We start from the raw sequence: 21,433 nt of genomic DNA on the forward strand, positions 1-21,433 counted from the left end.
TGTTAAGGAGAGACTCGCGCAGGGGGCGCAAGCCGGAGCCATCGCCAACAGCTCCGGGAGACCCTCGCCATGCGCGAAGTCCTGACGAAGAGCATGGCCCGGAATATCTTTTACGGCGGGTCCCTGTTCTTCATCCTCATCTTCATCGGCCTTTTCATCCATGGCCATTGGTACATCGTCAATGTCTCGACCGACCACGCCGGGATCACCGAATCCGTCGCGCGCGGCAAACACGTCTGGGAAAAGAAAGCCTGCGTGAATTGCCATTCGATCCTCGGGGAAGGCGCCTATTTCGCCCCGGAGGTCGGCAATGTCATGGCCCGCTGGGGCGTCCAGGACGATCCCGAAGCCGCGTTCGAGACCATGAAAGGCTGGATGGAGGCCCAACCCTCCGGCGTCGAGGGCCGCCGCCAGATGCCGCAATTCAACCTCTCGGATGAAGACATTCAGGGGCTGACCGATTTCCTTCTGTGGACGGGCAAGATCAACACCCAGGGCTGGCCCCCGAATGATGCCGGTTAAGGAGCCAAGCACATGAAATACCAATCCCAAAAGATCGCGCTGGCCTATATCCTGGTCGCGCTGGCCCTTTTCGCCGTGCAGGTGACGATGGGCGTCGTGCTGGGCTATATCTATGTCCAGCCGAATTTCCTCGCCGAAGTGCTGCCCTTCTCGGTGGCGCGGATGCTGCACACCAATTCGCTGATCGTCTGGCTTCTGACCGGCTTTTTCGGCGCGGCTTACTTCCTGATCCCGGAAGAGGCCGAACGCGAAATTCACTCCGTCAAGGCCGCCTATATCCAGCTCGCCATTCTTGTGCTGGGCACAGCGGGTGTGGTCGTCACCTATCTCTTTAACCTCTTTGAAGGGAATTTCCTGCTGGGGCGTGAGGGGCGCGAGTTCCTTGAACAGCCCCGCTGGGTCAAGGTCGGCATCGTTGTCGCCGCACTCATCTTTCTGTGGAACGTCACCATGACGGTCGCCAAAGGCCGCAAGACGGTGATCTCCTCGATCCTGCTGATCGGGCTCTGGGGGCTGGCGCTTCTCTTCCTCTTTTCCTTCTACAACCCCGACAACCTGGCGCTCGACAAGCAATACTGGTGGAACGTGGTTCACCTCTGGGTGGAAGGTGTGTGGGAGCTGATCATGGCCTCGATCCTCGGCTTCCTGATGCTGAAGCTGACGGGGGTGGACCGTGAGGTCGTCGAGAAATGGCTCTATGTCATTGTTGCCACGGCGCTTTTCTCCGGTATCCTCGGCACCGGCCACCACTATTTCTGGATCGGGATGCCCGCCTATTGGCAATGGATCGGCTCGATCTTCTCGTCCTTTGAGGTCGTGCCCTTCTTCGCGATGATGGCCTTCGCCTTCGTGATGGTCTGGAAGGGGCGGCGCGATCACCCGAACAAGGCAGCCCTCCTGTGGAGCCTCGGCTGCGCGGTTCTCGCCTTCTTCGGCGCGGGCGTCTGGGGCTTCCTGCATACGCTGCACGGGGTGAATTATTACACCCACGGCACGCAGGTGACGGCGGCCCACGGGCACCTTGCCTTCTACGGCGCCTATGTCTGCGTCAACCTCGCGCTCTTCACCTATGCGCTGCCGATCCTGAAACAGCGTGACCCCTATAACCAGGTGCTGAACATGGTTGGCTTCTGGCTGATGTCGGCGGGGATGGTCTTCATGACTTTCGTGCTGACCTTTGCGGGCACCATCCAGACCCATCTGCAACGCGTCATGGGCCAGTATTACATGGAGGTCCAGGACCAGATCGCGCTCTTCTACTGGATGCGGCTTGGCTCGGGCGTCGCGGTGGTGATCGGGGTCTATATCCTGATCTACGCCCTGCTTGTCCCGCGCCGCCGCGAGGTGATCGAACCCGGCCCCGTCATCAAGCATGCAGCGGAGTGATCCCATGGACGGAAATCTGATGGCCAATATCAATGGGGAGGGGGCTCCGGCCCCCTTCTACCTCGCGCAGGGCGATGAATGCGATGTCTTCACCGCTGCCTATACCAACCGCCTGCCGCTTTTACTGAAAGGCCCGACCGGCTGCGGCAAGACCCGCTTCGTCGCCCATATGGCCGCGCAGCTGGCCCGCCCGCTTTACACCGTGGCCTGCCATGACGATCTTTCCGCCGCCGACCTGATCGGGCGGTATCTTTTGAAAGGCGGCGAGACGGTCTGGGTTGACGGCCCCCTGACCCGTGCCGTCCGCGAGGGTGCGATCTGCTACCTGGACGAGGTGGTCGAGGCGCGGAAGGATGTGGCTGTGGTCCTCCACCCGCTGACCGATGACCGCCGCATCCTGCCGATCGACCGAACGGGCGAGGAATTGCAGGCAGCACCGGGCTTCATGCTGGTGGCAAGCTATAACCCCGGTTACCAGAATATCCTGAAAACACTGAAACCCTCGACCCGGCAGCGCTTCCTGTCGGTCGAATTTACCTTCCCGAAGCCAGAGCACGAAATCCCCGTTGTGATCCGCGAAAGCGGGCTGGATGAGGGACGCGTCTCGCTGCTGGTGCGGCTCGCGGGCAAGCTGCGCGGCCTCAAGGGACAGGACCTGGAGGAGGGCGTCTCCACCCGCCTTGTCGTCTATGCCGCGACGCTGATTGCAGGCGGCATGGATCTGAACCGCGCTATCCGCGCCGCGATGATTGAACCCCTGACCGACGATGCCGACACCCGCCGCGGGCTGATGGATCTGGTCGTGGCGGTAATGGGGTAAGGCCATGGCGCTTCTCGACATCACGCCCTGGGAGCCAGAGGAAACCGTCGGCAAACTCTGGCACCGGCTGGCCGCCCGTATGGACCCGCCACAGCGCTTTCACGAGGCGGCCGTGCGGTTTGACGAGATGCGCGGCCGGATCGCCGTGCTGTTTCGCGGCCTTGGTGGGGATGCCGATGTGGAGCTGAAACCGGTGGCGGATGAGACCTCGCGCCACCGGATTTCCTGGCGGCGCTGGCTGGCCTTTGATGCCGAACAGCTACCCCGCGCCAGTTTCGACGGTGAGGCCCTGCGCCTGCCCGTCGAAATCGCGGTCTTTCCCGACCGCGACGACAATGCAGCGCTCTATCTCTGGCTGGCCGCCGCCGCCGCCCATGCGCCTGACATTGCGCCGGAAACCGACGCGCTGCGCGCAGATCTGGCGGCGATCCGGGCAGGGATGGTGATGACCCGCGCCACGCTCGCCGCCGCGCCGGGACTGGCAGCATTGCATAAACGGCTTTGCGCGGCGCATCTGGCCCTGCGTCAGCGCCCCATGTTGCGCGGCACCGAGGCGCATATCGAGGGGCTGGTCCGGCATCTGCTTGGCGACATCGCCGCGTTTGAGCCCGATCTTTTGCTGCATTGCGACGACCCGCCCGCCCATTGGCAGGCGCCAAAAAGCTACCGCCCCTTCCTGCCGGTGCCGCTCTGGCCGGATCTCAGACGGCTTTCGCGCGGCAGCCCGACCGAGATCGCGACGCTGCCGACGCAAGGCACGCCCGAGGAATCGGGTGACGGTTCCGCCCGCAAAGCGCGGCGGATGAAGGCCGATCAGGTGGAGCGTAAAGACAGCCTGATCCTCTATAAATTCGAGGCCATGCTGACCTGGGCCGAGATGATGAACATCAATCGCCGGGTCGAGGATGATGATCTCGACAATGCGAAAAAGGCCGCTGAGGACCATGAGGAAATCGTGTTGGGCCAGCTGTCGAAAGCGCCCGCAACGAAACTGAAACTGCATCTCGATCTTGCCCCCGAGGATGTGGATCGTGAACGCATCGCCGGGGTCTCGACCTATCCCGAATGGGATGCGCGGGCGAATGCGTATCTGCCCGATCACTGCCGCGTGCTGGCGGCAAAGACCGAACCGCTGCCCGACTGGCAGGGGATCACTGATCTGGCCGCCCTGAAACGCATCCGCGCCGTAAAACGGCAATTCGAGGCCCTGCGCCCGGCGAAGCTGACCCATCATGCACAACCCGAAGGCGAGGATCTCGACCTTGACGCGGCCTTGCGCAGTGCCACCGATCTGCGCGCAACAGGGCGCGGATCCGACCGGATCTGGCAGCAATCAAGGCCGCAAAACCGCGATCTCGCGGTCTCGATCTTGATGGATGTCTCGCGCTCGACCGAAAGCGCCGTCACGGGCCGCGCCGTGATCGACATCGCGCGTGAGGCGCTGACGGCGCTGGCCTGGGGGCTTGACGCCTGCGGCGACCGTTTCGCCATTCAGGGCTTTTCGTCCCTGAAACGCGACCGTGTCTGGATCCATGACTGCAAGAGCTTTGACGAACCGATGGGGCAGGGGATCGAGGCGCGCATCCATGCGTTGCGCCCCGGCTTCTACACCCGCCTTGGTGCCGCGATCCGCCATGCCTCGCACGGGCTTGCCGAGGAAGGCCGTTCGCGTCGATTGCTGATCGTGATCACGGACGGCAAGCCCAACGACCTCGACCATTACGAGGGCCGTCACGGCATCGAGGACAGCGCCATGGCCGTGCGTGCGGCGCGGCGCGCAGGTCATGCGGTATTCGGCATCACCATCGACCGCGCCGCCCAAAGCTGGTTCCCGAGGATCTTCGGCCAGGGCGGGTTCCAGGTGATCCGCGAGCCGGACCGGTTGATCACCGCGCTCCCTGAAATCTACCGCCAGCTGGTGCTGTGATGGCGGCGCGCCCCATGACAATCGACGACCTGCCGGGGGAGCTGATCCTCTGGGTGCTGATCGTCTCGGAACTTGCGGTCTTCATGGCCGGGGTCTCGGTCATGGTTATCCTCGGCCTTTTGGATCCGGAGGGTTTTGCCACTGCGCAAAGCCAGCTTGACGGTCGGATGGCGGCGCTGAACACGGTTGTGCTGGTGACATCGGGGCTTTTTGCGGCGCGGGCCGAACGTGATGCGGCCCATGGACGCCCACGCGCGGCGCGGCGGGGGCTTTTGCTCGCCGCGCTTGGCGGTGTGGTCTTTCTGATCGTGAAAGGCGTGGAATATGCCCATGATATTCAGGCCGGGATCGGCATCGACAGCCACCCGTTCTTTACCTTCTATTACCTTCTGAGCGGCTTTCACGCCGCGCATGTGATTGCGGGCATCGTGGTCCTTTTGCTGGTGGCATACCGCGCCGCGTCTGCGCCGGTGCAGGCGGGGGCGATGTTCTGGCATATGGTGGATCTCATCTGGGTGATGATCCTGCCCGCGGTCTGGCTGATCTGGTGATGATCATGGATGTGTTGACGAAAACCTGGGCACTGTTGATCGGTCTGACGGCGGCCACCGCCGCACTGGCAGGTGTCAGTGGCCGGCTGGCGGTGATCCTTGTTCTGGCGCTGGCCTTCCTCAAGGCACGGCTGATCCTTGGCCGTTTCCTGCATCTGGGCGCGGCTCCGGGCTGGCTTGCGGCTTTCACCCTGCCGATCGGGATCTGGTTTCTGGTGACAGGGGTGGGCTATGCGCTACTTGTCAGATAGCGCGGCTGAGCGTGCCCGATCCGTCATCATGGGCCAGCGCCTGGAGCGCGGTGACCGAAGCAATCGCCGCACTTGTCTGCGTAACCACCACCCCGAAATCGCGCAACCGGGCGAATGCGCGGCTGAGGCTTTCGGGCTTCATCCCCAGCCGACCGGCGATCAGCGCCTTGTCATAGGGCAGCCGCACGGTCGCGCTTTGCGCGCCTTCGGGGCACAGCTCCAGCAGGAACTCCGCCACCCGCTGCGCGCCGGACCGCGCCTTCAGCTGCTCGATCTGTTCCACAAGCCCCTGCAAATGCAGGAATGTCGCCGAGAGGACCGAGATTGCGGTCTCCGGATGCGCCTGCAAAAGATCAAGGAAGGCCTGCGCCGGAACCGCCAGCACCTCACCCGCTGTTGTCGCCTCGGCCGAGACCGGATAGGCAGCCCGGCGCAGCGCAATCGGCTCGCCAAAGCTCTGGCCGCGTGTCATCACACCGACCACCGCCTCGGCGCCATTCGGCGCGATCCGGTAGAGCTTCACCCAGCCCTCGGTCACGATATGGATCGAATGTGCGGTGTCGCCATGATGGAACAGCGCTTGCCCGCGTCTGAGCTTTTTGACATGCGCGGTGTCCAGCAGCCGCGCGGCGATCTCGGGCGGCAGACTGGAAAACAGCCGCGACTGGCAGGCGATCCTGCGATGCAGCGGGGTCAGGGTCGGGCGCATGGGGAACGGCCTTTCAGGCAGGGAGACGGCATATGGACTGGCTGAACTTTGCACTGGCACTGGCGGCGTTTTTCGCGAGCCACGCGGTCCCGGCGATACCTGCGGTAAAGGCCGGGCTGAAACAGCGGCTCGGCCGGGCGGGCTATGGTGCGGTCTTTGGCACGATATCTCTGGCCGTGCTGGTCTGGGTGGTGATCGCGGCAGGCCAGGCCCCCTATGTCGAGGTCTGGCCGCAATACCCCTGGATGCGTTGGGCGGCCAATCTGGTGATGCCTGTGGCGCTTCTGATCCTGGTGCTGGCCGCAGGCCGCCCCAATCCGCTGAGCTTTGGTGGCCGCCGCACCGGCTTTGATCCGGCCCGCCCGGGGATCGCGGGCTTTGCGCGCCACCCGCTTTTGTGGGCGCTGTTTCTCTGGTCGGGCGCGCATCTCCTCGTGAATGGCGATCTGGCGCATGTGATCCTCTTCGGGGCCTTTGCCATTTTCTGCCTCATGGGGATGGGGCTGCTGGACCGCCGCCGTCGCCGCGAGATGGGCGAGGCGGAGTGGTACCGCCTGGCGCTCGGCACCGCGAACCTGCCGCAGCCCCTGCGGTTGGCGGCTGCCGTGACGCTGCCGAGACTGCTGATTTTCGCAGTAATATGGGCGGCAGTGCTTGCCGCCCATCCGCATGTCATCGGTGTGTCGCCGCTGCCTTAAGGCAGGTCACTGCACCTGGGCGATGGCCGCATCCATCCGCTCACGGGCTTTCTTGGCCATTTTGGCGGTTTTGGCGGCCTCAAGATTGGCGGGCGCATCGCCGACCTGGATCAGCGCCACCATGCCCATGGCGAAATGCGGCGTGCATTTCACGCCATAAAGCCCCGCCTCGGTCACGGTCAGTGTATATTCCTCGCTGATCTTGCTTTTGAAGACCTCGACCCCCTCGGGCAGGATATCCTTGATCGCCTCGACATTATGGCTCTTGTCGGTCGGGATGAAATGGATGGTATCGCCGGGTTCGGCCTTCACGAAGGCGGGCTCGAACACCATGGTGCCGGCTTCGCCCTTGTTCAGCATATGGACTTCATGTTCGGCGGCAAAGCCTGCCCCTGCGAGCGCAAGAACGAAAGCGGGAGCGGCGAGAAGGGTGGCAAGTTTCATGTCAGATCTCCGGTCAATCGGGCCGAAATCCTCGACCCGTTGCAAAGGATTTTAGACAGGATTCGGAGAGGCTACTTTGATCGAACGCAAACAAGGCCGAAGAGAAACATCTCCGACGCATCTTTACGTTGCAGATCACGCTTCGGGATCGGCGATCTTCGCAAGGCCTGCTGCATCAACCACGGTCAGCTTTTGCCGCCCCCCCTCGACCAGCCCCTGACTTTCCCAGGAGGAGAGCAGCCGCGAAACGGTGTGCAGCGTGGTGCTGGTCATCTCGGCGATGTCCTGACGGGTGATCGGAAAATCAATGCGGGTGCCTGCCGCCTCGATCCGGCCCGCCTTTTCGGCCAGGCGCAAAACGGCATGGGCGACGCGGCGTTCCACTTCCTGGGTCGACATCTCGCGCAGGCGTGTATGCGCCTCATCCAGCCGCTGCCCGATGGTCTGCATCGCATTTATCGCAAGGCGGGGATTGTTTTCCACCACCGCATCCCAGTCGGCCATCGGCCAGGAGATCACCAGCGATTCCACCGCAGCCTTTGCGGTGCCGGGGTAATCCGGTCGCGCCAGCGCGCGGGCAAAGCCGAAAAGATCACCGGGATGCACCACCCGCACCATGACCTGCTGGCCATCGGGCGTGACCTGGCTGACCTTCAGCCGCCCATGCAGCAGCAGGTAAAATGCCACCGCCTTGCCGCCCTGTTCAAAGACGGTATCGCCCTGCAAGATCCGCACAGGCGTCGCGCGCACCATCAGACGCGTCAGCGCCGCCGGTTCCATCTGCCGGAACAGCGGAAGATTCCGCACCAGAGAAATGTCGATCGCCACGCTTTGCGCTTTCACTCAGACCTTTCCCTTCGGTGCCGCAAAACGTGGCAAAAGCAAAGCATTGATCTTCCTCTTGACCCAAATACTCCCGCCGGAGGCTCCCGCATCCGGGCAGACCCGGCTCAGATTACCTCTCTCACCAAACGAAATCCGAGATTGGCAGGCGGCACACCGACCGAGCAGCCACCGGATTTCGGATCGCGGACAAAGTCGATGATCGCGGCCCGGTGCAGACCTTCGGCGATATAGATGCCGCAGCTTTCCGTCTCGCGCAGGATTGCGCCGCTTGCATCAATCTCGCCCTGGCGCAGGCAGGTCGAGGTCCATTCCCAGACCGCGCCGCCGATATCATGCACCCCCAGCGAATTGACGTTCAGGCTTCCCACTGGCCGGATTTCACGGTCCAGATCGCGCGAGCGCGCCGATTCAAGCTGATATTCCGCCAGCCAGCGCACGGCGGGGTTGGCGGGATCGCTCTCGACCCCAAGCGCATCATCGCGAAACATCTCTGCTGCCGCATGGGCCCATTCGACATCAGTCGGAAGCCGCCAGACCTCGCCGGTCTGCTCCGAGAGCCAGGCGGCGTAGGCCTGAGCATCATACCAGTTCACCGCCGTGACCGGCAGATCGGGCTGTGCGGCGATCTGGCCGGGGGCCGCGCAGGCACCTGCCACCACACAGTCCATCCAGTCGGCATGGCTGACCGGGACCGCCATGATCTCGACCGGAGCCGGGATCGAGACGACAGCCATTGGCGCATCTGCGGGCAGGCCGTTCCTTTGCCAGTCGCCATCGATGCGATGTTCAAACGGCTGAGGGTCGAGCCGCACCACCCGAGGCCCCTCCGGCAAGGGTTCGCTGGCCGTTCCGGGCAGCGCGAGCGGCAAGAGGCCCGTAAGGGCGGTCACGACGCCCGAAAGGAACAGGGTGCCGATTTGCATGGCAGATCTCCCGTGGAAGATGGTCCGCTGCACATGGCCTGCGCAGCGGGTGGGGATGTGGGCGGATCAGATCGGCCCCGGTCAGATCGGAGTGGGTCAGATCGGACTGGGGGGCAGGACCTGCATCATCAGATCGTCATTCCATTCGCCCTCGACCACCACATGGGCGGCGGCGCCAAGCTCGAAGGCCTCGATCAGATTGTGGTTCACATAGGCGTAAACCCCGGGCTGTTCGAAAGTATAGACCATCAGGCCAGCGGTCCCGCCGGGAATGAACCAGGTTTCCAGCCCCCGCTCGGGCGGGTTGTTGAACTTGCCGGTCGCCCAGACATAATCGCCATGCCCGCCGATCAGGTGGGGCCGCGTGTCGCGGTTCGCCTGACCATGGATGAAGGCGACCGTCTCGCCGACTTTCGCCTTCATCGCATGGTCGCCGGTCAGGGCACCCACCGCGCCGTTGAACACGACATGGGTGGGTGTCAGCGTGCGCATCACAGCCAGCGTATCCTCATAGCTTTCGCCGGGGCTGTCATATTGCTTCCAGTTGCCGGCCTCGTCGCGCGGCACATAGAAATCCTGTTCGCCGATGTAATAGACCTTGTCATATTTCACCGGCTCGCCCTCGCGGCCTTTCAGCCCGTCGCGCGGCAGCACCATGATGACGCCATGCATCCCCGAGACGACATGCCAGGCCACCATGCCCGGAGGGGCGCAGTGATAGACAAAGACGCCCGGTTTCGTGGCCTTCCAGCGCAGCACCGTCTTTTCGCCCGGGTTCACCTGGGTCAGCGCCCCGCCGCCAAGCGCGCCGGTCGAGCTGTGGAAGTCGATATTGTGCATCAGCTCATTCGAGGCCGGGTTGATCAGCGTGAGTTCGACATAATCCCCCTCATGCACCACCATCAGCGGCCCCGGCACCGTGCCGTTGAAGGTCGAGGCCCAATAGGTCGCGCCAGAGTCATCAAGGGTGATCTTCTTCTCGATGATGGTCATCTCGAATTCGACCACTTTCGGGCCGCCGGTCGCGACCTGTTCATGTTCATGGACAAAGGGCGGATCAACCAGCTTGACCTTCACGCGCGGCAGGCTGGTGATGTCGGTCGCGACCACCGGGGTCAGCACCTCTTTCGTCTCGGCGGCGGCCTTGCGGATCTGGGTCATCGCGCCTGCAATGGCGGCGCCTGCAAGGATGGTGCGGCGGCTTACGGGCAGTGTGGGCATGGCTGGTTCCTTTCGCTCATGTCACTGAATTGGTTCCGGTTCTGATCCGGTTAAGCCAATCATGCCCTGGTCTTGCGCCCCCTTCGTTGAGCCGGATCAACCTTTGCCCCGTGAACTGCCTCCTTGCTTGCGACAGCACAAAGAGCAGAGAGATTTCCGCTCTAGCTGTTGGACAAATCGCCCAGGGCACCGAAAGAACCAGCACCATGACCGACTCAAAACGCCCCCGTATCCCGCGCGGCCTGAAACAGGACGGGCTCGCGATCTGGTCCTATGGGTTCCGCCCCTTCTTCCTTGGCGGCGCGGTCTGGGCCGTGCTGACCATGATCTTGTGGATCCTCGCGCTGGCGAAGGGGCTGCCTTTGGGCGGTGATTTCGGCGCGGCGCTCTGGCACGCGCATGAGATGGTCTTCGGCTTTGCGCCTGCCGTATTGGCGGGGTTCCTGCTGACGGCGATCCCGAACTGGACCGGCAGCCTGCCGGTCTCGGGCCGACCGCTGATCGGGCTGGTTGCCCTGTGGCTGGCCGGTCGCATCGCCATGGCCTGCGCGGGCGTGACGGGCACCGCACTCGCCTCGGTGCTGGATGCAGCCTTCCTGCCCGTCTTCCTTGCGCTTTGCGCGCGAGAGATCATCCGGGGCCGCAAATGGAATGACCTGAAGGTGCTGGCGGGAGTGTTTGCGATCTGCCTCGGCAATCTCGGCTTTCACCTGTCGCTGCATCTGGGCGGCGACCCGCATCTGTGGCTGCGCGGAGCAGTGGCGGGCTATGTGGCGCTAATCCTGATCATCGGCGGCCGCATCATCCCGAGCTTCACCCGCAACTGGCTGAACCAGCGCGGGGTGAGCCTGATGCCGGTGGCTTATAACCGCTTTGACATGGGGGTAATCGTCTTTTCGGTCCTCGTGCTGGCGGCATGGGTCTTCGCGCCCGAAGAACGCCTGATCGCCGCGCCCGCGCTGGTTGCGGGGGCGTTGAACATGGCGCGGCTGATGCGCTGGCGCGGGGCGTCGGTCAGGGCGGAAGGGCTGCTTCTGGTGCTGCATCTCGCCTATGCTTTCATGCCGCTCGGGCTGATTGCCATCGCCCTGGCCACGCTCGGGGTGATCCAACCGGTCTCGGCGCTGCATGTGCTGACGGTCGGTGTGATCGCCACGATGATGCTGGCGGTGATGACACGGGCGACGCGGGGCCATACCGGCAGACCTCTGACCGCGACAAGGCTGACGGTGGCCTCCTATCTGAGCCTTTTCGCGGCGGCGCTGGCGCGGCCCCTGGCGGATCTGACAGGCTGGCCGCATGTGATGGAGGCCTCGGGGGCGCTCTGGATCCTCGCCTTTGGCCTCTTCATCCTAGAATATGGCCCGATGCTGATCCTTGTCCGCAGGAAGCCGCGCGGGGATAGCGCCTGATCAGGGCAGGTATCAAAAAGGGCAGCTATGGCTGCCCTTTTTCGTTCAGAAGCTCAGCGGTTCCATCCGGTCGGGTGTCCAGGGCGGATCCCAGGTGAGGCTGACCTCGGCCGCGCTGATCCCCGGTATTGCCAGCAACGCCGCCTCGACGCCGAGGCGCAGCATCTCGGTCAAAGGGCAGCCGCGCGTCGTGGTGGTCATGGTGACATGGGCGGAAGTGCCGTCGAGCCGCGCCTCATAAATCATGCCCATCGCGATCAGGTCGCGCCCGGTTTCCGGGTCGCAAACCCCGCGCAGCGCCTGATGCAGCGCGTCAGTCATCCTTCGCCCCCGCCCGCACCATCAGCCGGTAGCTCTGGCCATCGCCTGCGTAATTCCCCGCCCATTCATGGCCGCGCTGCGCCAGTTCAGGGAAGAGAAACATCGGCTCCCGGTCAAGGAGCGCAAACAGAACCTGGCCGGGTTCCAGCAGCGTGACCTCTTCGAGGATACGCACCATCGGCTCGGGCGGTTCCAGCCCGATCAGCTCCAGCTCCAGCACCGGATCGGGCCAGAAACCGGCACCGGGGGCCGACCCCGGCGCCATGCCCGCATCCTGAAGACCGTCACCCTGGGGGGTAAAAGTCACCTCCCAGACGCCATCGTCACGCCGTCGGTCGGCGCAGTCAAAACCACGATTGGCCATGACCTTGAAGAGGGGCGCGGGCCGGAACGGCGCCAGCATCCGCAGCGCCTGGCCGGGTTCGAGCGCATCAATCGCCGCCATAATGGCTCCGAATGGTTCTTCGCCACGGGCAAGAATCGGGCGGACATCAAGCTCATGGGGAGGGGGCATTGTCATATCTGGGTCTCTCCGGAATGCGGGGGTTTCATAAAGTTTGGCAGGATCAGGGGCGGCAGGCGTGCTGGGCGTTCGGGTGGTGACAGATGTGAGAGGCAGCGGATCGCGCCCAGCTCGCACAGGATCTGTGTTGCGGCAATCAGCAGGCCGCAAAGCGCGAGACGAAAGCCCGTGTGAAAGCCGGTTGCGAGCGAAAGCGTGCCTATCCCGGCAGAGAGGCTCCAGATCGTCAGCGCGAGGCCCGCGCGGCGCGGATGGGTCAGGCTTTGCACGACAGGTACCTTGCGCCGCCCGATCAGCGGCGCGAAAACCTGGATCCAGGTCAGGAAGGCGGTGATGCGGATCATCTGCGCAAGGGTCAGTGTCGACAGCCAACCCACAAGCGCCGCGAAGACGCTGGCCCGGGCCAGCGCGCCGCCTTGCCAGACCGCAAAGGGCAAAAGCAGCACCGAAAGCGCGAGGAAGCCGAGCGCCACCCGGCTCCAGGACATGTTCAGCTCGGGGACGGGGCGTCTGCGCGCGCGCCAGAGGCGACGGACATCGTCGAGATAGAGCGCGCATCCCACCAGGGAGATCGCGCAAACTCCGATCAACAGGGGGGCCAGGCTGCCAGCCCCCGCGAGCATGACAAGCCCGGTCAGCATCAGCCCTGCCATCAGCGCCGCCAGGGAAAATACTGCGCGGCGCTGCCAGCTGGCGGCTTCAGGGGCCAGCAGGAACATGGCAAAGAGCTTATAGCTGACGCCGCAGGCCGCAAAAGTCAGGAACCCGCCGATTCCGAACAGCATATGCAGGGGAAGTGCCTGGCTTATATCAACCGCGAGGTGGCTGCCCGTCAGGGTCGAGACCATCGCGGCCCCGCTCAGCCACAGACCGGCGAGCCCGGCCAGCGCGACAATCACCATCCTGACCTCGGGCAGGCGCAGGGTTTGTCGGGTGATCAGGGTCGACAGGATCATTACTGCCAGCATCGCAAAGCTGAGCCCCAGAGCAACCGGTCCCAGCAGAAAGAAGGGCCGGGCAATCTCATAGCCGTCAAGGCTGAGAAATCCGCCCGCCAGTGTCACTGTGCCGAAGCACGAGCAGAGCAAGGCAGGCAGCGCAAGGCGCGAAAAGGCCAGGGGGCGGGCGGCCAGAACCGGCACGAATTGCACCAGCGCCCCCAGCATGACCTGTGTCAACCAGCCAAGGGCAAAGAGATGCACGATGGCCAGCGCCTCTGGCCGGTCGAGATTTTCCGGTCCGATCCCCGTCGCCAGGGCAAGCAGGAGCGACAGCAAGAGCGCGATCATCGCGGCTCCGAACCAGCTCAGCGTCCAGGGTGAAAGTGACTTTCCCAGCATCCTCTTCCCTCGGAAATCCAGTCCCGAGGATACAAGGATGCTAAGCAGCGTCATTGCGCCGCATCAAACAGACGCGCAAGAGCGCGGGAAATGACACAAGGCCCGGTTTGCGCAGGCGGTCGGCAGAACGGGACGGCGCGCCTGTGCCCGCCAGCACAGTGGCAAAGGGCTGAAGGTCCGCAAAGATGGGCATCTCCTGTTTGCCGCATGGAAAAGAGTGGCGCGTGAGCGGCAAGCCAGCAGTTGGAGGGGCTACATTGCGCATCTGGATCTTTGCCCGGATGCCGGAGTATGTGATGATCGTGGCGTCAGAGGCCGGGACCGATACGCTCTGCCCACTGGTGCCGGATAAGAGCACGGGGGAGAGACTGTACCGGACGAAGGGGACTGCGCCACCCGCGTCGCACCGCGAAAGAGACCAGGCAGCCAGATCGGCTTCAGGTGCCCAGGGCGGTCCTTGAGCCAAGGTGTTCTGTCCAAGCAATAGCTTGATGGATCAGTCTGTCGCGTCTTCCGAAATGCGGTTTCAAGACAGCCTTTCCTGAGGTCGCCGTGCCCATCGCGGAGACCGAGATGCTGGTGCCGCAGGGGCCGAAGGTTGCCTTCTCGGGCGGCGATACCACCGATCACCGCACGATCTGGGACCGTCTCGATCAGATCCACGTCAAACATCCGGACATGGTGCTGATGCATGGTGGCAGCCCGAAGGGGGCCGAGCGCATTGCCGCCACCTGGGCCAGCAATCGCAAGGTGCCGCAGGTCGCCTTCAAACCGGACTGGACCAAGCACGCCAAAGCCGCGCCCTTTAAACGCAATGACCAGATGCTCGACTGCCTGCCGATCGGCGTCATCATCTACCCCGGCACCGGCATCCAGGAAGGTTCTGTCGCAACTTTGCGCTCGAGGTCTGATAGGGGTAGATTGAGCCGTTTGCAGCGGGGTACGCGAAGATGGCGATATCTTTCAAAGGAGCTCAGTATCCGAGGAGCGTCATTCTGTTCGCGGTGTTCTTCTATGTCCGCTATCCGGTATCCTACCGAGAACTTGAAGAGATCATGTCTGAACGCGGCGTTGCAGTCGACCACGCCACGTTGAACCGGTGGGTTGTGCGGTATTCATCGCAACTGGCTTCGCAGGCTCAGGCCCGCAAGCGACCAACTGTGATGTCCTGGAGGGCAGACGAGACCTATATCAAGGTGCGCGGAAAATGGACCTACCTTTACAGAGCAGTTGATCGGGACGGTCAAACCCTTGATTTCCTGTTGTCCGAGCGCCGTGACCTCCCCGCGGCCCGAAGGTTCTTCCGAAAGTGCATTGTGTTGAACGGCGTCCCCGAGAGGATCGTCATCGACAAAAGCGGTGCCAATCTCGCAGGTCTGCAGGCGGTCAACACTGCCCTGAAGCTCACCGGTGACGGTAAGATCGTCGAGGTGCGGCAGGTGAAATACCTCAATAACATCCTGGAGCAGGACCACCGCTTCATCAAGCGGATCACGCGGCCCATGATGGGCTTCAAGGCGCTCCATTCCGCCGCTGCAACCTTAGCCGGCATCGAGGTCGCCCACATGATCCGCAAGGGGCAGATTGCCAACGGCAACGTTTCTCCCTTCCAGACCTTCGCGGCCCTGGCAGGGTAACTCTGACCGCAAAATGGCGCATATCGCCTGCCGAAGAACTTTGCGACAGAACCGGCGCTTGACCTGCACCGCAGGCATCTTGGCCGGCTTCTCGGGTATTTCACGACCGACAGCGGCGAACTCAATCAGGTTGTTCACCTGTGGGGCTTTTCCGATCACGCAGACCGCGCCGCCCGGCGCGCCGCCCTTTACGCCGATCCGGTCTGGCTTGCGTTTTTAGAGCGGACCGCGGCCGATGTCCTGCGGATGGAGGCGCGCTTCCTGTCACCCACCGCCTTTTCGCCGATCCGCTGATCGGTATATCCGCTCGCTTGCCGCTGCCGCACCAAGCGCCACCAGTGCCAGGCCGGCGCCCGCAAGGCCCAGGGCGAAGGGTCCGGCCAGCGTCATGATCGCCCCGCCGATCGCGGCCCCGGTCGCGACACCAAGATAGTTTGCGGTGCCGTTCAGGCCCAGCATCAGCTCGCCCCGCTCCCGATCCCGCTCCAGCAACAACATCTGCTGCGGGATCATCAGCGGCGTGGCCAGGACGGCCCACAGAAACACGGCCGTCAGAAAGAGGGCGGTGCCTGCGGTCAGACCGATCAGCGGCAGCGAGAACAGCGGCAGTATCACGACCTGCGCCAGGATCGCCCGCCGCCGCGCGCGCACCGGCCCGATGGCCTGGGTGATCCGCCCCATGATCAGCCCGCCGGTCAGCCCGCCGAACCCGAAACAGGCCAGAACCGGCCCCGGCGCGTCGCCGCGGACCAGCGCCAGCGCGGCAATGAAGGACAAGGGCACCATCATGGCCATGGAATGAAGTCCCATGACGGAAACCGCCATCAGCCCGGTCGGGTTGCGCAACGCCTGGGCGAATTTTGCCAGCGACGGTACAGGTGTGATGATCTTCCGGGGAAGCGCGGCGATCAGGATGGCCAATGCCACACCGCCAATGCCGCAGGCCAGAAGGAACGCGGCCGGCCAGCCGAACTGGTCTGACATCACCGCGCCAAGGGGAACGCCGACCGCCTGTGAAATCTGCAATCCGAAGAATACCGTGGCAAGGGACCGCCCGCGCCGCTCGGGCGCGCTGAGCGCATAGGCAACGGCGGCCGCGACCGGCGTGTAGATCCCCCCGCCCAGGGCCGCGACCGACCGGCTCAGCAGCAGAAGGCCGGGGGTCGGTGCAAAGGCAGATCCCAGCGTCGCCACCCCCGCCAGGGCAAGCGACAGGCACAGCATCACCTTGCGCGGCACCCGTCCCGTCGCCCCGATCAGAATGGGCGAACTGATGGCATAGACCCCTGCATAGATCGAGAAGACCATCCCCGCGCTGGCTTCGGAGATGCGGTAATCCTGTGCAATGGCCGGGAGGATGCCGATGACGACAAAGGCAAGTGTCCCGATTGCCGTATTGCCAAGGGCGAGGCCAACCATCGCAAGCCTGTGCTGCAGGATGGTCATGATCACTCCTTTCAGAGGTGCATGACCAAATCCGCGCCAAACCCCCCAGCGGCGCAAGCGGGGCGGGGCGCGCCCGCGCAACAATCATGCATGTGCTTCATCACGGTTGTGGAAACGCGTCGGCACGGTCAGCTTCCGCTGACAAAGGCGCTATAGAGGCTCCGACATATGCGGGAGTTCGTGATGAAGGTCTTGGTGCCTGTCAAGAGAGTGATCGACTACAACGTGAAGGTTCGCGTGAAGGCGGACGGGAGCGGGGTCGATCTTGTGAATGTGAAGATGTCGATGAACCCCTTTGACGAAATTGCCGTGGAGGAGGCGATTCGTCTGAAGGAGAAGGGGATCGCGACCGAGGTGGTGGTGGTCTCCATCGGCGTGAAGCAGGCGCAGGAGACGTTGCGCAATGCACTGGCCATGGGGGCAGACCGGGCGATCCTGATCGAAGCCACGGCGGATGTTCAGACCGATATCGAGCCTTTGGCCGTGGCCAAGCTTCTGGCGGCGGTGGTGAAGGACGAGGCCCCGGGCCTGGTTCTGGCGGGCAAGCAGGCCATCGACAATGACATGAACGCGACGGGCCAGATGCTGGCCGCGCTTCTGGGCTGGGCGCAGGGCACCTTTGCCAGCGAGCTGGCGATCGAAGGCGAGACCGCGAAGGTCACCCGCGAAGTGGACGGCGGGTTGCAGACGATCAGCGTGAAACTGCCCGCGATCATCACGGTGGACCTGCGGCTGAACGAGCCGCGCTATGCGTCGCTGCCGAACATCATGAAGGCCAAGGCAAAGCCACTGGCCACCAAGACCCCCGCCGATTATGGCGTGGACGTCGCGCCGCGGCTGACCGTGGTCAAGACGGTCGAACCCGCGGGCCGCAAGGCCGGGGTGAAGGTCGGCTCGGTCGATGAGCTGATTGCGAAGCTGAAAGACGAAGCGGGGGTGATCTGATGGCCGTTCTCCTGATTGCGGATGTGAATGACGGGCAGCTTGCCACCGATTCGGTTGCCAAAGCCCTGACGGCAGTGGCTTCGCTGGGCGATGTGCATGTCCTGGTGGCCGGTGCGGGCAGCGATTCGGCCGCGGCCGAGGCGGCGGGCCTGTCGGGCGTGGCAAAGGTTCTGGTCGCCGGCGATGCGGCCTACAGCCATGGGCTGGCGGAATCGACGGCGGATCTGATCGTGGCTTTGTCGAAGGATTACAGCCACATCGCCGGTGCGGCCACCGCGTTCAACAAGAACCTGCTGCCCCGCGTGGCAGCCCTTCTGGACGTGATGGTGATCTCGGACGTGACGGCCGTTATCGATTCGTCAACTTTTGAGCGGCCAATCTACGCGGGCAATGCGATCCAGACGGTGACGTCCGGGGACAAGGTCAAGGTGTTCTCGGTGCGGACGGCGGCCTTCTCGGCGGCGCCTTCGGGCGGCTCCGCGGCGGTTGAGGCCGTCTCGGGCCCGGCGGGCACGGGCCTGTCCTCCTGGGTCGAGGACCGCGTGGCGGCGAGCGACCGGCCGGAGCTGACCTCGGCCAGGATCGTGGTCTCGGGCGGCCGGGGTGTCGGCTCGAAGGACAGCTTCGCGGTGATCGAGGCGCTGGCGGACAAGCTGGGCGCGGCCGTGGGCGCGTCCCGGGCGGCGGTCGATTCGGGCTATGCGCCGAACGACTGGCAGGTGGGCCAGACCGGCAAGGTCGTGGCGCCGCAGCTTTACGTCGCCGTCGGCATCTCGGGCGCGATCCAGCACCTGGCGGGGATGAAGGACAGCAAGGTCATCGTCGCCATCAACAAGGACGAAGAAGCCCCCATCTTCCAGGTCGCAGACTACGGGCTCGTCGGCGACCTCTTCTCCATCCTCCCGGAACTCACCGCGAAACTGGAGGGCTAAGCTGTGACAAGGAATGTGGTAATCGTCTCGGCGGTGCGGACGGCCATCGGGGATTTCGGGGGGGCGCTGGCAGGGATCAGCCCCTGCGCGCTTGCCGCCGCCGTCGCTGCCGAAGCCATTGCCCGTTCGGGTTTGACGCCTGATGATGTCGGCCAGACGGTCTTTGGCAATGTGATCCATACCGCGCCCGAGGACATGTATCTGTCGCGCGTCGCTGCGATCAGGGCGGGGGTGCCGGCGGAAGCCCCGGCGCTGACGCTGAACCGGCTCTGCGGCTCGGGCCTGCAGGCGGTGATCAGCGCGGCCGAGCAGATCGAGCTGGGCAAGGTGGATGTCGCGCTGGCGGGGGGCGCGGAAAGAATGTCGCGGGCAGGCCATCTGATGACCCAGATCCGTGTGGGCCAGAAGATGGGGGATGTCAGCGCGACGGACATGATGCTTGGCGCGCTGACCGATCCGTTCGGCAATGGCCATATGGGGGTAACGGCCGAGAACATCGCCAGCCGCTCGGGGATTTCGCGCGACGAGCAGGATGCATTCGCCGTTGAATCGCATCGCCGTGCGGCAGCGGCCATTGCCGAGGGACACTTTACGGGTCAGATTTTGCCTATAACCATCCGGCAGGGCAAAGCCGAAAAGGTCTTCGACACGGATGAACATGTCCGGCCGGGTGTCACGCTTCAAGATTTGACCAAGCTGCGCCCTGCGTTCCAGCAGAACGGAAGCGTCACACCGGGCAATGCCTCGGGGCTGAATGACGGGGCGGCGGCGCTGGTGTTGATAGATGAAGCCTGTGCAAAGGAGCGCGGCATCAGACCATTGGCGCGGATTCTGGCCACGGGCCTCGGCGGAGTGGCGCCCGATGTAATGGGGTTGGGGCCGGTGCCCGCGACACGGCAGGCGCTGGAGAGGGCCGGTCTGACGGTAGCGAACCTTGACGTGATTGAGTCGAATGAGGCCTTTGCGTCCCAGGCCTGCGCAGTGGCCCGCGAATTGGGTTTCGCCCCTGAAAAGGTGAATCCAAACGGCGGCGCAGTGGCCCTGGGCCATCCTATCGGCGCGTCGGGGGCGATCATTCTGGTCAAGCTCATTCATGAGCTGCATCGCAGCAACGGGCGATATGGCCTTGCGACCATGTGCATCGGCGGCGGACAGGGCATCGCGCTGATCGTGGAGCGGTGTTAGCGCATCACTTTTGGCAGGTCGGGTGAAGGCGGATCGTCTGTTCAGTCCAGACTTGCAGAATATGCAGAATATCTGTATATTCTGTCAAAATGGAGAAACCGGCATGCAACAGCTTCCCGAATTCAAGGCCGCCGATCTGACGCGGCACACGAGCGAGCTTTTCGACGCGGCGATCCGCTCGCCGGTGGCGATCACAAAGCACCGCAAGCCGAAGTTCGTTCTGATGAGCATGGATCAATACCAGCAACTCGCCCGGGGTGCGACCCAGCAGGTCCACATGATCGACGAGATGCCCGGCGATCTGAAGGCGCTGATGATCGAGGGCCTGGAACGGGATCTCGACGCCGATGGCGCATAAACCGTCCGCAGGCGAGGTCTTCCGCTACCCGTTCCTCTGGAAGCGGGAAGAAACGAGCGGTGAGACCGAAGGCCGGAAGAAGCGACCCGTTTGCATTGCGGTGACCATCGCCCGACAGGAGGGCGAGACGGTGGTGTTCATCCTGCCGATCACGACACAGCCCCCTCTGGCAGGGCGTTATGCGCTGGAGGTTCCGCAGATTGAATCGCAGCGCGTGGGTCTGGAAACCCATGTGCGCAAATGGATCATGCTGGACGAGATCAACACCGACATTGTCGAGAGATCCTATGTCTGGGACGATCGCAAGGCGCTTGGCGCGTTCAGTCCAGCCTTTACGGCGACGTTGCGGGGCACTCTGCTGGCGCTCGTCAAATCCGGTGGTGCCGCCCTGGTTGATCGCACGAAATAGCGCCGGGTGTTGGGCTTTCGGGCCTCATTGCTCGGGGGGGGGAAGGCGATGGGCAGGCCCCCCGTATTCATCAATGGCAGCGAGCAAGTCTGCGCTTTAGCCTGAACACATCGCCCCCTGATCAGCGTGGTGTCAGGGCTGGCGGCTGCAGCGATATCCTGTGACGGGATCCGGCTCCTGTCCGATGCGATGCCCCATTCCCGCTTCCATTCGCTAACCTTGGTCTGATCCGTCCCTTTGAAATCAACCCGCAAGGGGTCGGCTAGACGCTTTGCGTGCCGCCCTCGGGGATTCGGAAAGAGTCCGAACGCCCGAGGGTGATTGCAGATCCGGTCAGACACTTCGGGCGCCTGTCGAGCGGGGGATGGTCCCTCGTCTCCAAAGACAGGAGCCAGTCCCATGTCCAAGAAGGATGCCACCGCCTTCGCCGCGAGCCTCGCCACCACGCTGATGGTCTCGATCGTCGTGTTTCAGGCCGGGGATGGCAGCCATGCCGCCATGCCCGCTGATGAATACGATGGCGATGAGAGCTGTCGCGTAGCCCTTAAAAGCGGCATACGAAAGTCAACGAAATCAATGGGGCTTCTTTGCCATTAAATATGATATCTTGCCTTTAAATCCGACATT

25 protein-coding genes and 1 pseudogene are annotated in these 21,433 nt (G+C 63.6%); 17 read left to right on the top strand and 9 right to left on the bottom strand.

Features of this window, described 5'->3' with window-relative positions; genetic code table 11:
* Positions 1-69 precede the first annotated feature (69 nt).
* The 6 genes from GBJ34_RS19260 to GBJ34_RS19285 are packed head-to-tail and all read left to right on the top strand — an operon-like array spanning position 70 to position 5,457.
* The gene (locus GBJ34_RS19260; protein WP_151720804.1) at positions 70-522 is read left to right on the top strand and encodes a c-type cytochrome; all 453 of its coding nucleotides are present in this window, start codon (positions 70-72) and stop codon (positions 520-522) included.
* A 12-nt stretch (positions 523-534) separates the two neighbouring features.
* Positions 535-1,908 carry a cbb3-type cytochrome c oxidase subunit I gene (locus GBJ34_RS19265; protein WP_151720805.1) on the top strand — a complete coding sequence of 458 codons (1,374 nt, stop codon included), beginning with the start codon at positions 535-537 and terminating at the stop codon, positions 1,906-1,908.
* A gap of 4 nt (positions 1,909-1,912) precedes the next feature.
* Positions 1,913-2,728 carry a CbbQ/NirQ/NorQ/GpvN family protein gene (locus tag GBJ34_RS19270; RefSeq protein ID WP_151720806.1) on the top strand — a complete coding sequence of 272 codons (816 nt, stop codon included), beginning with the start codon at positions 1,913-1,915 and terminating at the stop codon, positions 2,726-2,728.
* Between the two features lie 4 nt (positions 2,729-2,732).
* Positions 2,733-4,655, top strand: coding sequence for a nitric oxide reductase activation protein NorD (locus GBJ34_RS19275; protein WP_151720807.1), 1,923 nt, complete (start codon positions 2,733-2,735; stop codon positions 4,653-4,655).
* Between the two features lie 14 nt (positions 4,656-4,669).
* Positions 4,670-5,206: a cytochrome c oxidase subunit 3 gene (locus GBJ34_RS19280; protein ID WP_151720808.1), complete on the top strand. Its 537-nt coding sequence runs from the start codon at positions 4,670-4,672 to the stop codon at positions 5,204-5,206.
* Between the two features lie 5 nt (positions 5,207-5,211).
* On the top strand, positions 5,212-5,457 hold the full coding sequence (locus tag GBJ34_RS19285) for a cytochrome C oxidase subunit IV family protein (RefSeq protein ID WP_151720809.1): 246 nt from the start codon (positions 5,212-5,214) through the stop codon (positions 5,455-5,457).
* Here the strand turns inward: GBJ34_RS19285 and GBJ34_RS19290 are convergent.
* Entirely contained in the window at positions 5,450-6,166 is a 717-nt protein-coding gene (locus tag GBJ34_RS19290) for a Crp/Fnr family transcriptional regulator (protein ID WP_151720810.1), read from the bottom strand. The genes GBJ34_RS19285 and GBJ34_RS19290 overlap by 8 nt on opposite strands.
* Positions 6,167-6,198: 32 nt before the next feature.
* On the opposite strand from GBJ34_RS19290, the gene GBJ34_RS19295 reads away from it, so the two are divergent.
* Positions 6,199-6,864 (top strand): NnrU family protein, encoded by a 666-nt coding sequence (locus GBJ34_RS19295; protein WP_151720811.1) that lies wholly within the window; start codon positions 6,199-6,201, stop codon positions 6,862-6,864.
* A 6-nt stretch (positions 6,865-6,870) separates the two neighbouring features.
* On the opposite strand, the gene GBJ34_RS19300 is transcribed toward GBJ34_RS19295, so the two are convergent.
* The 4 genes from GBJ34_RS19300 to nirK form a co-directional block, all read right to left on the bottom strand.
* Positions 6,871-7,308 carry a pseudoazurin gene (locus tag GBJ34_RS19300; protein WP_151720812.1) on the bottom strand — a complete coding sequence of 146 codons (438 nt, stop codon included), beginning with the start codon at positions 7,306-7,308 and terminating at the stop codon, positions 6,871-6,873.
* A 135-nt stretch (positions 7,309-7,443) separates the two neighbouring features.
* Positions 7,444-8,151, bottom strand: a complete 708-nt coding sequence (locus GBJ34_RS19305; protein ID WP_226341285.1) for a Crp/Fnr family transcriptional regulator — start codon at positions 8,149-8,151, stop codon at positions 7,444-7,446.
* A gap of 107 nt (positions 8,152-8,258) precedes the next feature.
* Positions 8,259-9,077 (bottom strand): SUMF1/EgtB/PvdO family nonheme iron enzyme, encoded by an 819-nt coding sequence (locus GBJ34_RS19310; protein WP_151720813.1) that lies wholly within the window; start codon positions 9,075-9,077, stop codon positions 8,259-8,261.
* A 96-nt stretch (positions 9,078-9,173) separates the two neighbouring features.
* Positions 9,174-10,298 carry a copper-containing nitrite reductase gene (nirK, locus tag GBJ34_RS19315; protein ID WP_151720814.1) on the bottom strand — a complete coding sequence of 375 codons (1,125 nt, stop codon included), beginning with the start codon at positions 10,296-10,298 and terminating at the stop codon, positions 9,174-9,176.
* Between the two features lie 206 nt (positions 10,299-10,504).
* On the opposite strand from nirK, the gene GBJ34_RS19320 reads away from it, so the two are divergent.
* A complete protein-coding gene (locus GBJ34_RS19320) occupies positions 10,505-11,710 on the top strand; it encodes an NnrS family protein (RefSeq protein WP_151720815.1) in 1,206 nt (401 codons plus the stop codon).
* Positions 11,711-11,755: 45 nt separating this feature from the next.
* On the opposite strand, the gene GBJ34_RS19325 is transcribed toward GBJ34_RS19320, so the two are convergent.
* Genes GBJ34_RS19325 through GBJ34_RS19335 form a run of 3 tightly spaced genes read right to left on the bottom strand, consistent with a single transcriptional unit; the run spans position 11,756 to position 13,894 of the window.
* Positions 11,756-12,031 (bottom strand): metal-sulfur cluster assembly factor, encoded by a 276-nt coding sequence (locus tag GBJ34_RS19325; protein WP_151720816.1) that lies wholly within the window; start codon positions 12,029-12,031, stop codon positions 11,756-11,758.
* A complete protein-coding gene (locus GBJ34_RS19330; protein WP_192931295.1) occupies positions 12,024-12,551 on the bottom strand; it encodes a DUF2249 domain-containing protein in 528 nt (175 codons plus the stop codon). Before GBJ34_RS19330 ends, GBJ34_RS19325 begins: the two co-directional genes overlap by 8 nt.
* Positions 12,548-13,894, bottom strand: a complete 1,347-nt coding sequence (locus GBJ34_RS19335; protein WP_151720817.1) for a hypothetical protein — start codon at positions 13,892-13,894, stop codon at positions 12,548-12,550. Before GBJ34_RS19335 ends, GBJ34_RS19330 begins: the two co-directional genes overlap by 4 nt.
* Positions 13,895-14,455: 561 nt before the next feature.
* Between GBJ34_RS19335 and GBJ34_RS19340 the strand changes: the two are divergent.
* From GBJ34_RS19340 to GBJ34_RS21280, 3 genes and pseudogenes are all read left to right on the top strand, one after another.
* Positions 14,456-14,773 (top strand): annotated as a pseudogene (locus GBJ34_RS19340) (DUF2493 domain-containing protein); the annotation flags it as partial.
* A 71-nt stretch (positions 14,774-14,844) separates the two neighbouring features.
* Positions 14,845-15,531: an IS6 family transposase gene (locus GBJ34_RS19345; protein WP_151720818.1), complete on the top strand. Its 687-nt coding sequence runs from the start codon at positions 14,845-14,847 to the stop codon at positions 15,529-15,531.
* Between the two features lie 63 nt (positions 15,532-15,594).
* Entirely contained in the window at positions 15,595-15,825 is a 231-nt protein-coding gene (locus GBJ34_RS21280; protein ID WP_226341288.1) for an NIPSNAP family protein, read from the top strand.
* Here the strand turns inward: GBJ34_RS21280 and GBJ34_RS19355 are convergent.
* A complete protein-coding gene (locus tag GBJ34_RS19355) occupies positions 15,796-16,977 on the bottom strand; it encodes an MFS transporter (RefSeq protein ID WP_151720819.1) in 1,182 nt (393 codons plus the stop codon). The two genes, GBJ34_RS21280 and GBJ34_RS19355, sit on opposite strands and share 30 nt — an antisense overlap.
* 183 nt (positions 16,978-17,160) lie before the next feature.
* Between GBJ34_RS19355 and GBJ34_RS19360 the strand changes: the two genes are divergently transcribed.
* From GBJ34_RS19360 to GBJ34_RS19385, 6 genes are all read left to right on the top strand, one after another.
* Positions 17,161-17,922, top strand: coding sequence for an electron transfer flavoprotein subunit beta/FixA family protein (locus tag GBJ34_RS19360; protein ID WP_151720820.1), 762 nt, complete (start codon positions 17,161-17,163; stop codon positions 17,920-17,922).
* A complete protein-coding gene (locus GBJ34_RS19365; RefSeq protein ID WP_151720821.1) occupies positions 17,922-18,854 on the top strand; it encodes an electron transfer flavoprotein subunit alpha/FixB family protein in 933 nt (310 codons plus the stop codon). Before GBJ34_RS19360 ends, GBJ34_RS19365 begins: the two co-directional genes overlap by 1 nt.
* Positions 18,855-18,857: 3 nt before the next feature.
* Entirely contained in the window at positions 18,858-20,039 is a 1,182-nt protein-coding gene (gene bktB, locus GBJ34_RS19370) for a beta-ketothiolase BktB (RefSeq protein WP_151720822.1), read from the top strand.
* Between the two features lie 103 nt (positions 20,040-20,142).
* The gene (locus GBJ34_RS19375; RefSeq protein ID WP_151720823.1) at positions 20,143-20,397 is read left to right on the top strand and encodes a type II toxin-antitoxin system prevent-host-death family antitoxin; all 255 of its coding nucleotides are present in this window, start codon (positions 20,143-20,145) and stop codon (positions 20,395-20,397) included.
* Positions 20,387-20,806: a hypothetical protein gene (locus GBJ34_RS19380; RefSeq protein ID WP_226341286.1), complete on the top strand. Its 420-nt coding sequence runs from the start codon at positions 20,387-20,389 to the stop codon at positions 20,804-20,806. Before GBJ34_RS19375 ends, GBJ34_RS19380 begins: the two co-directional genes overlap by 11 nt.
* Positions 20,807-21,205: 399 nt before the next feature.
* Positions 21,206-21,403, top strand: a complete 198-nt coding sequence (locus GBJ34_RS19385) for a hypothetical protein (protein WP_151720824.1) — start codon at positions 21,206-21,208, stop codon at positions 21,401-21,403.
* Positions 21,404-21,433 lie beyond the last annotated feature (30 nt).

Origin of the sequence: Gemmobacter serpentinus (assembly GCF_008973825.1) — a bacterium.
In the GTDB taxonomy this organism is placed as follows: domain Bacteria; phylum Pseudomonadota; class Alphaproteobacteria; order Rhodobacterales; family Rhodobacteraceae; genus Gemmobacter; species Gemmobacter serpentinus.